The sequence below is a fragment of the Pseudomonas sp. PA-4-8C genome (assembly GCF_021606625.1).
GTDB classification, from domain to species: Bacteria; Pseudomonadota; Gammaproteobacteria; order Pseudomonadales; family Pseudomonadaceae; genus Aquipseudomonas; species Aquipseudomonas lactis.
Genome location: NZ_WKCD01000003.1, coordinates 66,001 through 78,704 on the forward strand (window position 1 = coordinate 66,001; position 12,704 = coordinate 78,704).

Below are 12,704 nucleotides of genomic sequence, written 5' to 3' on the forward strand. Positions count from 1 at the left end.
GCGAATTCTACCCCTTATGCCGACATGGCCGACACCCAAAAACCCAAGTGAAACCCGATCGAATGTGGGAGCTGGCTTGCCTGCGATAGCATCACCACCGTACGTCTGATACACCGCGCCGCCCGCATCGCAGGCAAGCCAGCTCCCACATGAAAGAGTGCGCAAAGGGTATACTCCCGCTCTTTTTTCCGGAGCGACGTCATGTCCCTGCCAAGCCTGCGTCTCAAAGCCAACGCCGATCGTCGTTTGCGCAACGGCCACCTGTGGGTCTACAGCAACGAAATCGACGTGGCCGCCACCCCACTCCACGGCTTCCAGGCAGGCGACCAGGCTATCCTGGAAGCAGCCGGCGGCAAGACCCTGGGCATCGTGGCCATGAGCCCGAACAACCTGATCTGCGCCCGCCTGCTGTCGCGCGACATCAAGTTGCCGCTGGACAAGTCGCTGCTGGTGCACCGCCTCAACGTGGCCCTGTCCCTGCGTGACCGCCTGTTCGACAAGCCGTTCTACCGCCTGGTCTACGGTGATTCCGACCTGTTGCCGGGCCTGGTGGTCGACCGTTTCGGCGACATCTTGGTAGTACAGATCGCTTCAGCGACCATGGAAGCGCATAAAGAAGACGTGATCGCCGCACTGACCCAAGTGCTCAAGCCCAGCGGCATCCTGTTCAAGAACGACTCCGCCGCGCGTGACGCCGAAGGCCTCAACCGCTACGTCGAAACCGTATTCGGCCTGGTGCCGGAGTGGGTGGCGCTGGAAGAAAACGGCGTGAAATTCGAAGCCCCGGTGATCCAGGGCCAGAAAACCGGCTGGTTCTACGACCACCGCATGAACCGCGCCCGCCTGGCCCCGTATGCCAAGGGCAAGCGTGTACTGGACCTGTACAGCTACATCGGCGGCTGGGGCGTGCAAGCGGCGGCCTTTGGCGCCAGTGAAGTGTTCTGCGTCGACGCCTCCGCCTTCGCCCTCGACGGCGTAGAACGCAACGCCGCGCTGAACGGCTTTGCCGAGAAAATGACCTGCATCGAAGGCGACGTGTTCGAAGCCTTGAAGGAACTGAAAGCCAGCGAAGAACGCTTCGACGTGATCGTCGCCGACCCACCGGCCTTCATCAAACGCAAAAAAGACATGAAAAACGGCGAAGGCGCCTACCGCCGCCTCAACGAGCAAGCCATGCGCCTGCTCAGCAAGGACGGCATCCTCGTCAGCGCTTCATGCTCCATGCACCTGCCGGAAGATGACCTGCAAAACATCCTGCTCACCAGCGCCCGCCATCTGGACCGCAACATCCAGATGCTCGAACGCGGCGGCCAAGGCCCGGACCACCCGGTGCACCCGGCGATTGCCGAGACGCGGTATATCAAGAGCATTACGTGCCGGTTGTTGCCTAATAGCTGATTAACATCTGAATGGGGGATCCAAAATGGATCTCCCATGATTTCATTACATCTAAGCCATTCCGCCCGACCGTATTTTACCGACTGCCTATTAAGCATAGAATAACTACCCCACGCCACTTCGTAGTACCAATCCGACAAAAAAACTCGAACATTCCTACGCGTTTTTTTCTTGAAATTTCATCATTAAATCCTATTATTCAATTGTCACCGATGACGGCGACACTTTAATTAAATATAAAGTTGAAAATAAGGAGATCCAAAATGAAAAATATCAAACTGGAAACTTCCCACATCGCCAACTTGGCTTTCTTGGTAGCACTGAAAGCCCGCTAAGCAACTAAAACGCTGGGGAGTGCCGGCTACCCAGCGTTTTTCCGCTCCGCACGGAGGCAGTGCAATGCAGATAAACCCTTATATATTTATACTCCCAAAAACACCTACAGCGATAGTTTGGAACTATAAAAATCACAAACAATACGAGCTCAATCTAGAATACTCAGTACGACTCACCAAACTGATAGACGATCCAAAAATCTTCGACAATTCAAACCCAATAGACACTCAGCTATTAGAAGCCGAAATTTTGACAGACACACCTTCTCCGCCAATTAATTGGGGCTGGGATGAGTTATCAAAAATTTTCCATATTGGCACCAAAAACATACCTTGCGATCAAATGCCCGAAAACGCAGACGAATGGGCGAGCATCTACCTAGACCATTGTACAAAAACATTATCAACACCTCCCCCTCCAGACCGAATACACAAACACAAAGCTGACACTCCATTAATTCGCTTGCCAGCACCTATCAACCTGTCAGAGAACTCACTTCAAAGTGCATTGCTCACCCGAAAAACCTGCCGTTCATTCACAGGCGAATCCGTTGCCCTGCAAACCATAAGTACAATTCTTTACTTGTGCTTAGGACACTTAAACGAAAGAGCAAACAATGTTGATGAAAGTATTGCGAAAGGACTCGAAGCCCGAAGGAGCAGCCCTTCCGGTGGGGGATTAAACGCGTGTGAAGGTTTCCTTTACGCTAAAAATATAGATGGGTTGAAGCCCGGCATTTACGCTTATAACGCATCCGAGCACACTCTAAGTACCGTCAATACGCAACTGAAAACGGCATTGGGGCAAGTGCTTTCAGGACAGCACTTCATTAACGAACTCCCGGCAGGTCTCTTCATCACTTGTCGATTTGACAAACTCTGGTGGAAATACGAGCACTCACGAGCTTATCGAATGGCTTATGTCGAAGCGGGTCATATTTCACAAACCTACCAACTGGTCGCGACAGCGATGGGACTGAGCACTTGGTTAACGGGCGCATTTACAGACAATCAGGTTGAATCCTTATTAGGATTTGAAGAAAACAATCCTGAACAAGTCTTATTTTTTGTCGGGTGCGGTAAAAGCGACGGACAAGTGATATGCAGGGAACTAAAATCGCTGCTAAACAACCGAGGGTAGGAATTATGGTTGAGCCGCTCATCGACTCTAATCTGTGGAAAGCCAGCTTCACTCTTGGAGACTGGAACACCCGCGCATCAGTAAGAACCAGTGATTACCAATACAAGTTACCTCCAGATTTAGAGAAACAGCTGGAGTCAAGAGATTGGTTTCCTCCCGCCCTACTTCCCTATCTTAAACATCCGGAAGTCAAATTAGCCGACAAAGCCATCACTAAGCGTCTCTGCGCCAATCACTTAGTAAACTTCCTAAACTACACAACACTACTTGAACACCAGATCGTTAATCGCTCCGTAGAACTAATAATTCATGACGAGCTTGAATTTACGATACCTTCTCGTATGAAAACAGCGGCACTGCAGCTTTACACTGACGAAGGTTATCACGCGCTATTCTCCTATCAGCTTGCCGAACAAGTCAGTAAATTTTATGATATGGCAACTCAATCAACTATCCACAGACGAACAACAAAACTCAATCAGCTAATCCATACCACCCCGAATAAGCAGAAGTCGATCACGTGGCTTCTAATTGGTTTCGTATCGGAAACCATCATTGCAAAAGATCTACGTGATGTTTATCAAAAAAACTTGGTCTGCTGCGTTCAGGAGATGCTCAAAGATCACCTCGCTGACGAGGCCCGACACAGTCGATATTTTAGCGAAGTCTTTCATTATTTGTGGATTCAGATGAGTGACGAGCAACGAATTTTATCTGCCAAACAGCTCTTAGATATTATCCTTATTTTCTTTGAGACGGATAAAAAATGGCTCGAATTGAGTTTACGAAGCGTGCAATTAAGTGAGACCACTGTCGATCAAGTCGTGACCATGATGGCTGACCCGCACGCCCATATTCTTCGCGCTCGCGAAGGTGCCAGCACCACATTTCAAGCATTGAAAAAAGCAGGTTTTTTTAAACGAACTGATATTCGCCAGCTGTTCTCAAATGTGGGGCTTATAGATGAATAAGACACGTACCGCTAACGGTAACAAAAAAAGACAAAGGTCGGCGATCGTGCTATTAATGACCATGGTGTTACTTGGTGTTTTCCCTCTAGATGTCTTACTCCCTTCTTTCCCCGCACTGGCTGAACACTTTCAAAATAAACCTTCGGCTATTGCGTTCTCTATTAGCCTTTTTGCTATCGGTATCTCCCTATCACAACTTTTAATCGGACCACTCTCAGATATCGTAGGGCGCAAGGGGTTGTTGATTAGCGGGATGGTTGTATCCATTGCAGGTGCCACCGGTTGCGTATTCTCTACCGAATATATGTGGTTTCTGATATTTAGAATGGTCCAAGCCATCGGTTGCGGCTGCTTCGTGCTGTCACAGGCGTTGGTTCAGGATATGTTTGAAGGTAAAGAAAGGGACCAGTTGAGAATTCTGATGATCACGGCGAGTGGCATTTTTATTTCAATATCTCCGCTACTTGGTAGTGTACTGCAACAGCTTTTTGACTGGCCTGGCAGCTTTTTTCTTTTTATCGTATTGGCCCTTGGCGTTTTGTCAATCGCGTATTTTTTACTAGACAATCATCATGTAAACTCTCATCCAAAAGAAGATATTTTCTGCGCTTATCAACGGGTACTCAGCAACCGCAGTTTCGTCGGTTACTGGCTAATTGCAGCAATTGCTTTCGCCTGCCACTTTTCATTCATCGTCATATCACCGCTCATCTTCATGGATCAGTTGCAGCTATCCACTTATGAATTCTCACTAGCCTTGCTACTTTACGGCGCGGCGTATATTGCTGGCGGCATCGTAGCTCGCATACTCGCTAATAGGCTGGCGCCCAAGGTTCAAATCGTGCTCGGTTTGGCCCTGATTTTTTGTTCTGGGCTATTGATGCTCTTTTTTTCAAGCACTTTTGAGCTTTCAACGATGACAGTATTAATCCCAATGATCGTCTGCACCACCGGAACTACCATTTGTCGGCCCATCGCTACCTCTAAAGCTATGGACGTGTTTCCGGAAAATGCAGGCACCGCGGCGTCGGCTGGGAACACTTTAATTTTTATACTGGGTGGATTGATTAGCGCATTGATCAACATGAGTACAGATAACCCGCAGATGACCCTGGCATTAGCTTTTTTGCTGCTGAGTACAGCGGCCCTCGTGTTGAATTCGTTGATTTCACGTCGCCTGGAATTGCTGAACGTCGGTTGAACCCGCCAATACACATACGCCCATTCCCTCCAGCCGCCAGCGGTGTAGAATCGGCCCTATTCATCGCCAGTCATCCCCCGGCGGGTTTATGAGCTCGAGGCCCAAGCAAGCGGCGATCCCGCGATGCGAGTGGCAACTACCGGACACACGGCCATTTTCTGAGTGTTCCAGTCGTCAATTAGAAGCTCACTCCCCTTTAGTACTTGATTAGCCGCCCGGAGTGCTCCAATGCCTGATTACCGCTCGAAAACATCCACCCACGGCCGCAACATGGCCGGTGCGCGCGCGCTGTGGCGTGCCACGGGGATGAAAGATGACGACTTCAAGAAGCCGATCATCGCAATTGCCAACTCGTTCACCCAGTTCGTGCCGGGCCATGTTCACCTCAAGGACCTGGGCCAACTGGTCGCCCGCGAGATCGAACGCGCCGGTGGCGTGGCAAAAGAATTCAATACCATTGCCGTGGACGACGGCATCGCCATGGGCCATGACGGCATGCTGTATTCGCTGCCGAGCCGCGAGATCATCGCCGACTCCGTGGAATACATGGTCAACGCTCACTGCGCCGACGCCATTGTGTGCATCTCCAACTGCGACAAGATCACCCCCGGCATGTTGATGGCTGCCTTGCGCCTGAACATCCCGGTGATCTTCGTCTCCGGCGGCCCGATGGAAGCCGGCAAGACCAAACTCGCCTCCCACGGCCTCGACCTCGTCGACGCCATGGTAATTGCCGCCGATTCCAGCGCTTCTGACGAGAAGGTTGCGGAATACGAGCGAAGCGCCTGCCCGACCTGCGGTTCGTGCTCCGGCATGTTCACCGCCAACTCGATGAACTGCCTGGTCGAAGCCTTGGGCCTGGCCTTGCCGGGCAACGGTTCCACACTGGCCACTCACAGCGACCGCGAGCAGTTGTTCCTGCAGGCCGGCCGCACCATCGTCGAGCTGTGCAAGCGCTACTACGGCGAGAACGATGAGTCGGTGTTGCCGCGCAATATCGCCAACTTCAAGGCGTTCGAAAACGCCATGACCCTGGACATCGCCATGGGCGGTTCCACCAACACCATCCTGCACCTGCTGGCCGCCGCCCAGGAAGCCGAGATCGATTTCGACCTGCGCGACATCGACCGCCTGTCCCGTCACGTGCCGCAACTGTGCAAGGTCGCGCCGAATATCCAGAAGTACCACATGGAAGATGTGCACCGCGCCGGCGGGATCTTCTCGATCCTCGGCTCCCTGGCCCGTGGCGGCCTGCTGCACACCGATCTGCCGACCGTGCACAGCAAATCCATCGCCGAAGGCATCGCCAAATGGGACATCACCCAGACTGACGACGAAGCCGTGCACACCTTCTTCAAGGCCGGCCCGGCCGGTATTCCGACCCAGACCGCGTTCAGCCAGTCGACCCGTTGGGACACCCTGGACGACGACCGTGAAAACGGCTGCATCCGCAGTGTCGAGCACGCCTACTCGCAAGAAGGCGGCCTGGCCGTGCTGTACGGCAACATCGCCCTCGACGGCTGTGTGGTCAAAACGGCGGGTGTGGATGAATCCATCCCCGCTTTCGCAGGCCGCGCCCAGATCTACGAAAGCCAGGACAGCTCGGTACGCGGCATCCTCGCGGACGAAGTCAAGGAAGGCGACATCGTGATCATCCGCTACGAAGGCCCCAAAGGCGGCCCGGGTATGCAGGAGATGCTTTACCCCACGTCCTACCTGAAATCCAAAGGCCTGGGCAAAGCCTGCGCCCTGCTGACCGACGGCCGTTTCTCCGGCGGCACGTCGGGCCTGTCCATCGGACACGCTTCCCCGGAAGCCGCTGCCGGCGGCGCGATTGGCCTGGTGCAGGATGGCGACAAGGTGCTGATCGACATTCCAAACCGCTCGATCAACCTGTTGATCAGCGATGAAGAACTGGCGGCACGCCGGGTTGAGCAGGACAAGAAAGGCTGGAAGCCGGTAGAAAAGCGTCCGCGCAAAGTCACCACCGCGTTGAAGGCCTACGCCCTGCTGGCCACCAGCGCCGACAAAGGTGCGGTACGCAACAAAGCCATGCTCGACGGCCTGTAAGACTCGCGCATAAAAATGCCCCGCCAGGTGCGGGGCATTTTTTTGCCTGGCCAAAGCCTCCACAACACCGAGGATCAACTGTGGGAGCTGGCTTGCCTGCGATAGCTATGGGCCTGCCGGTGAGTTCTTGTTTGGCACACCGCCATCGCGGGCGAGCCAGCCCCCACATTGGATATAGATAATCTCTTAGAACTGTGGGGTGTAGGTCATGGTGAACATCACATTGCGTGGGTCGCCGTAGTAGTTGCTGCCCCAGTTCGCGTTGTAGGCCGGGATGTAATACTTCTTGTCGAACATGTTGTTCAGGTTTGCCGCCACGGTGAATTCCTGGTTGATCTTGTAGGCCACCCGCGAATCCCACAGTGCATTGCCCGGCACGCTGAACGTACGGTCATAGGCTTCGGTGCTGCTTTGCGCGGACACACCGGCACCCACGCTCCAATGCTGCCAATCGCCCGGCAACTGGTAATCACCCCAGACCTTGAGCAAGTGCTTGGGGGTCCAGGTGCTGAAAATCTTGCCTTCGTAGGTGTCGTCCTTGAGAAATTCAGTGGTGTTGTAGGTGTAGCTGGAGGCCAGCTGCAGGCCTGGCAGCACCTCACCACTGAGTGTGGCTTCAAAGCCTTGGCTGCGGACCTTGCCAGAGGCGACCGAGCAGTACCAACCATTGCAGTTCATTGGCCCTTGCAGGTCCTGCACGCTACGGTTTTCCTGATCGTAACGGAAGATCGCAAACGAGGTATTGAGGCGCCCGTCAGCCAGCTCTCCCTTGATGCCCAACTCGTAGTTTTTGCCCTCGATAGGCTTGAGCAGGGAGCCGGAGGTGGTCAGGTTGGTTTGCGGCTCAAAGGCATCGGCATAGCTGGCGTACGCCGACCACTGCTCGTTGAGCGCATAGACCAGGCCGGCGTAGGGCGTAACCTTGCCATTGGACTGGGTGGTATTGTCTTGCGGGGCACCATATGTGCCTTTGAAACCACTTTGGCCAACGTAGGAATAGTCATACCAACTGGTACGCGCACCGACGATCAACGTCAGCGGGTCCAGGACTTTCACACGCCAGGTGCCATAGATGCCTTTCTGGCGAATGTCATACCAGCTCTTCGAGGCGGCACCCTCCTGGAACAATTGGTATTTGTCGCGCTGTGGGCGGTTGTGGTCGATGTTGAAGATATCCGCGCCGGGATTTGAAGCCCGTGCCCACTGGTCGTCGGTGGTGAGCTTGGAATAGTTGGCGCCCAGCACCACTTCCTGCTGGAAGCCCAGCCCCTCAAACTTGCCGTTTACATACACATCCGCGCCGCGGCTCTTGGTATTGAAGTCGGTGATCCAATCCACATAGGGCACAGTGCCACCGCCGACGGGTACCGTGTCCCACGTCGCCTGGTAGGTTGCGTCGTTGTGCTCATCCATGGCTACCAGTGCGGCTTTCACTTTCCAGTTATCGTTGAAGCGGTGCTCGATGTCGGCAAACACCTGAGTCTGATTGTTGACGCTGCGGTTCCAACTGGCGCCGACAAATGTCGAACGCGGCAGACCGATATCACTGCCGTCGGCATAACGGGGCAACGACATGAAGTTGGGGCGCGAATGGCCCTTCTGGTTACTGATGCCCAGGCCGACGGTGGTGTCGGGAGTGAAATCGTAGTCGACGGCGCCATAAACCGTCTGGTTCCAGCCGCCCGCATAGTCGACGAAGGAGTCGGTGGTGTCGTAATCCGCCACGAAGCGGCCGCGCAAGGTGCCTTCGGCGTTCAGCGGGCCACCGACATCGACCTGAGTGCCGTAGTGGTCCCATGAGCCAGCCTTGGCGGTAATGGTCGCCGTCGGCGCTTGCTGCCCGCGCTTGCGCACCAGGTTCATGGTGCCGCCGGGGCTATTGGCACCTTGCAGCAAGGCGGCCGGGCCGCGCAGCGTCTCGACGCGGTCGTAAATGGCCATGTTTTCGGTGAGATAGCTGCCCAAGGTGTAAGTGTTACGTGGAATTCCCACACCGTCGTATTGCAGGGTGCCAACCTCGAAACCGCGGGAGAAGATGAACATTCCGGAGCCGGGAGACTTGGTCGCTGTCAGGCCGGGTGTGCGCTTGACCACTTCAGAGAGCTTGGTGGTGTTCTGATCATCCATCTGCTTGCGGGTCATGACGCTGACCGACTGCGGGATGTCCTTGAGTTTTTGTTCGCCCTTGCCCAGGGTCACGGCCCCCGTGGTGTACGAGCCCGTGCCTTCGGTGGTGACGCCCAGGCGTTCGGCCGTGATGGTGGTGGCGCCCACTTCCAGGGCATTGCCTGCTACCACACGTTTTTCCAGGGTGACGGTATCGGCATTGATAAACGCCGCGCTCAGCCCCGTGCCGCCGAGCAGTTGCGCCAAGGCTTCACGCTGCCCCAGGTTGCCCTTCACACCCGGCGATATCACCCCCTGGGTCAACTCCCCATTCACTAGCACCTGAACCCGCGTCACCGCCGAGAACGCCGCCAGCGCAGCGTCCAGGCCCTGCCCGGCAATATCGAAGCGGTAGGTCTGGGCCTGGTTGGCCTCCGCGGCCTGCAGGTACGACGGCGCGATACAGCTGGCCAAGGAAATGGCCAAGGCCAGCAAGGGCCGTGTGGCGAATCGGTGTGCCATGAATGGTGCTCCCCGGTACAAAAAGTCTGTGATCGGCGCCGCACTACTTGAGAGTGCTTACTATTTACGCCTCAGTGATCAAGGACGATGGCTTACGGGGAAACCCTGAAAATATTTTGAGAAATTGCCGTCAGGACGCATTGCCTTCACGCAACACCAGCAAATACGGGGTGTAATGCTCGGCACGCAGGTTGAGGGTGTATTCCAGCGCCTTGAGCACGGCATCGGGTTTGTCGATTTCGAACACGCCGGACACTACCCGATTGCGCAACGCATCACCGAGCACCAGCGTCTTGCCGGGCCAGTAGCGGTTCAGCTCAGAGACCACCACCGACAAAGGTTGCTGACGGAACACCAGTTGCCGCTGACGCCAGGCAAAGCCGCTGGCCTGGTCGAAACCGTGGACGTCGGCAAGGTGCTGGCCCTGATACTCCACGGCCCGCCCCGGTTCCAGATAGACCGGTGTGCCGCTCCCTGCACTGACCTCAACCTTGCCCTGCGCTACCTGCACACGCGTCTGGTCATCACGTCGCGTCACACTGAACTGGGTGCCGACCACTTTCACCCAGCCGTCGCCCGACTGCACCACGAAGGGCCGCGCGGGGTCCTTGGTCACATCGAAGAAACCTTCACCACGCAGCAAACGGATCTGCCGCTCACCCGCACTCATGCGGATTTGCACCGCACTGTCGGTGTTGAGTTGAAGGTGGGAACCATCGGCCAGTTCGATGCTGCGCGACTCGCCAGTGGCGGTGGCGTAGTCGGCGCGCAAGCGGTCAAGCCAGGGAGTGTTTTGCACGGTCAGGCCCACGGCCAGCAACACGGCAGCCGCATACGCCCAGCGCCGCAGCGGTGTACGCCAGGTGGCCTGCTCGGCACGGCGAATGACGCGCGCCGGCTCACGCAGGCCACCGAGCATCGCCTGCACTTCCTGCCAGGCATCATCCTGCGCCTGGCCCTGACCGAGCCACGCAGCAAAGGCGTCCATTTCAGCCGGGGTCAAGTCCTCGGCGTGCAGGCGGAAATACCAGCCGGACGCCTCTTCGAACAACACATCAGCAGTAGGCAGGGCAGTCATGACCGACGTCCTTGTGCATCGCAGGCTAGGCGCGTCTTGATGTACCCACGGCATTCAATCAAGGCGCGACGCAATTGGTATTCCACACTGCGCGGGCTGATCGACAGGCGTTCGCCAATCTCGCGGTAGGAAAGCTCGTCGACATGATAGAGCAGGAAGATCTGCCGAGTCGCCTCGGGCAGGCCCAGGATCGCATCCTGCATCAGTCTCTCCTGCTGATAGGCGGCCAGTTGTTCGTCGGCTCCGGGGTTGCTGCAGGGCAGTTCTTCGCTCGGTGCGCCGGCATCCAGGCGCTCGCGGCGGATAGCCTGGCGCTGGTGGTCGCGCACCAGGTTGCTGGCAATGGTGAAGAGGAACGCGGGTAGGTTATCGATCTTCTCGCCGGACTCCAGGCGCGCCAGGCGCAGGAAGGATTCCTGGGTCAGGTCGGCAGCCACCTGGGCGCTGCCGGTGCGGCGCGTGACGAAGGCTTCGAGGGCTTTCTTCTGCTCCGCGAACAGGCGCGCGATCTGCGTATTCCAGGAGGACACAGCACTACCTTGAGAAGAACGGACGGTTCAGGGAGTGCGCACGCTAGCAAAGAATGAGATTAGTTCGCAATTGATATCTATTTTGCCTTTGAGTCGGCGGTGTTCTTAAGACCGCCTTCGCGGGCAAGCCCGCTCCCACAGTTGACCGCATTTCAGGTTGAAACTCGGTCGAATGTGGGAGCGGGCTTGCTCGCGAAGGCAGGTGACTCGGTCTTATTGGATATCTTCCGGCTTGACGATCACCCAGTTCTTGTCCGCCGTCACCGGCAACCCTTCCTTGGCTTGAGCCGCCGCGTGCTTGGCGATCATGCCGTTGAGCTGGGTCATGTATTTGTCTTTGCGGTTGATCCACAAGTGGATGCCACCCTTGGAAACGTCCACATCGTGGAACAGCATGTAACCGTCGCTGGTGGGTGTATCACCGCCGACGATCACCGGTTTTTTCCACTCGTCGATATAGGTGAGGATCGCCGCGTGCTTGCCGGCCATCCAGGTCGCCGGGGTCCACAGGTAAGGGGTCAGTTCCAGGCCGAGGTTGCTCTTCTCGTCATACTTGCCGGCAGTGATCTGTTTGCGTGCGGTGGTCAGCTCGCCGGTCTTGCGGTCCTTGAGCATCGTGGTCACGCCGATGACGTTCTCGGGTTTGACGTTGTAGCCGTACTTCGGATCAGCCGCGACCATGCGCACCAGCTCCTCGGACGCGGCGGTCATCACATAGACCTCGATGCCGTTTTCCATCAGCTTGTTGTACAGCTCGGCCTGGCCGGTGAAGACTTTCGGCGGCTGTACCTCGGATTTTTTCACCACGTCGCCTTCGAAATAGCTGACCGGCACGGGCTTGCCGGAGGCCATCAGCTCGTCGACCTGCACTTTGAGTTCCTTGAGGGTGAAGCCGGAAAAAATCTGCGCAACCCAGGGGTAGCAGACCATGTCGTCGACTTCGCACAGACGATAATAGTAGCTGAACAGACTTTCCTTATGATCGGCGGTGTCTTTGAAGGGGATAAGCTTGAGCGAAGGGTCCATGGTTTCGCGGGTGATCAGGCCCTTGTTTTCCATGAACGGCAGCAGCGACTCTTCAAGGTCGTAACGGTAGCTGGTGTTGTCCATGTCGAACACCGCGTAGTTACCCTTGTTGGCGTTGGCGGCGATCATTTCGTTGAGCTGTTTGGCGGCAGGTGCCGGCCAGTGTTTCAACTCGGTGGCGGCAAACGCCTGGCTGGCAAGCCCGAGGCAAAAGGCGGCGGATACCAATAGTTTCGGCGCGAGCTTCATAGGCGTTGTCTCCCTCAAGTGAAAGACATCGACGCTAACAAATCCGTATGACAGTTATCGCCCGAGCACGACCCAGG

9 protein-coding genes are annotated in these 12,704 nt (G+C 56.0%); 5 read left to right on the top strand and 4 right to left on the bottom strand.

The window, feature by feature from the left end:
- Positions 1 to 201: 201 nt before the first annotated feature.
- From GIW04_RS01445 to ilvD, 5 genes are all read left to right on the top strand, one after another.
- Positions 202 to 1,398 (top strand): class I SAM-dependent rRNA methyltransferase, encoded by a 1,197-nt coding sequence (locus GIW04_RS01445; RefSeq protein WP_003195152.1) that lies wholly within the window; start codon positions 202 to 204, stop codon positions 1,396 to 1,398.
- Between the two features lie 399 nt (positions 1,399 to 1,797).
- Positions 1,798 to 2,874, top strand: coding sequence for a SagB family peptide dehydrogenase (locus GIW04_RS01450; RefSeq protein ID WP_120247496.1), 1,077 nt, complete (start codon positions 1,798 to 1,800; stop codon positions 2,872 to 2,874).
- A 5-nt stretch (positions 2,875 to 2,879) separates the two neighbouring features.
- Positions 2,880 to 3,845: a diiron oxygenase gene (locus tag GIW04_RS01455; RefSeq protein ID WP_120247495.1), complete on the top strand. Its 966-nt coding sequence runs from the start codon at positions 2,880 to 2,882 to the stop codon at positions 3,843 to 3,845.
- A complete protein-coding gene (locus tag GIW04_RS01460; RefSeq protein ID WP_120247494.1) occupies positions 3,838 to 5,046 on the top strand; it encodes an MFS transporter in 1,209 nt (402 codons plus the stop codon). The genes GIW04_RS01455 and GIW04_RS01460 overlap by 8 nt, the downstream gene beginning before the upstream one ends.
- Positions 5,047 to 5,274: 228 nt before the next feature.
- A complete protein-coding gene (gene ilvD, locus GIW04_RS01465) occupies positions 5,275 to 7,116 on the top strand; it encodes a dihydroxy-acid dehydratase (RefSeq protein ID WP_236478922.1) in 1,842 nt (613 codons plus the stop codon).
- Between the two features lie 186 nt (positions 7,117 to 7,302).
- Here ilvD and GIW04_RS01470 read toward each other — a convergent pair whose 3' ends face one another.
- From GIW04_RS01470 to GIW04_RS01485, 4 genes are all read right to left on the bottom strand, one after another.
- Entirely contained in the window at positions 7,303 to 9,744 is a 2,442-nt protein-coding gene (locus tag GIW04_RS01470; protein ID WP_120247493.1) for a TonB-dependent siderophore receptor, read from the bottom strand.
- A gap of 130 nt (positions 9,745 to 9,874) precedes the next feature.
- Positions 9,875 to 10,822, bottom strand: a complete 948-nt coding sequence (locus tag GIW04_RS01475; protein ID WP_120247492.1) for a FecR family protein — start codon at positions 10,820 to 10,822, stop codon at positions 9,875 to 9,877.
- Complete coding sequence (locus GIW04_RS01480; protein ID WP_057702093.1) at positions 10,819 to 11,352, bottom strand: RNA polymerase sigma factor; 534 nt, start codon at positions 11,350 to 11,352, stop codon at positions 10,819 to 10,821. Before GIW04_RS01480 ends, GIW04_RS01475 begins: the two co-directional genes overlap by 4 nt.
- A 213-nt stretch (positions 11,353 to 11,565) precedes the next feature.
- Positions 11,566 to 12,627 carry a phosphorylcholine phosphatase gene (locus GIW04_RS01485; RefSeq protein WP_094773932.1) on the bottom strand — a complete coding sequence of 354 codons (1,062 nt, stop codon included), beginning with the start codon at positions 12,625 to 12,627 and terminating at the stop codon, positions 11,566 to 11,568.
- Positions 12,628 to 12,704: the final 77 nt, after the last annotated feature.

Bases quoted from the DNA above. Each gene is read 5' to 3' on its own strand.
- GIW04_RS01445 (WP_003195152.1), top strand. From the start codon at position 202: ATGTCCCTGCCAAGCCTGCGTCTCAAAGCCAACGCCGATCGTCGTTTG.
- GIW04_RS01450 (WP_120247496.1), top strand. From the start codon at position 1,798: ATGCAGATAAACCCTTATATATTTATACTCCCAAAAACACCTACAGCG.
- GIW04_RS01455 (WP_120247495.1), top strand. From the start codon at position 2,880: ATGGTTGAGCCGCTCATCGACTCTAATCTGTGGAAAGCCAGCTTCACT.
- GIW04_RS01460 (WP_120247494.1), top strand. From the start codon at position 3,838: ATGAATAAGACACGTACCGCTAACGGTAACAAAAAAAGACAAAGGTCG.
- ilvD (WP_236478922.1), top strand. From the start codon at position 5,275: ATGCCTGATTACCGCTCGAAAACATCCACCCACGGCCGCAACATGGCC.
- GIW04_RS01470 (WP_120247493.1), bottom strand. From the start codon at position 9,744: ATGGCACACCGATTCGCCACACGGCCCTTGCTGGCCTTGGCCATTTCC.
- GIW04_RS01475 (WP_120247492.1), bottom strand. From the start codon at position 10,822: ATGACTGCCCTGCCTACTGCTGATGTGTTGTTCGAAGAGGCGTCCGGC.
- GIW04_RS01485 (WP_094773932.1), bottom strand. From the start codon at position 12,627: ATGAAGCTCGCGCCGAAACTATTGGTATCCGCCGCCTTTTGCCTCGGG.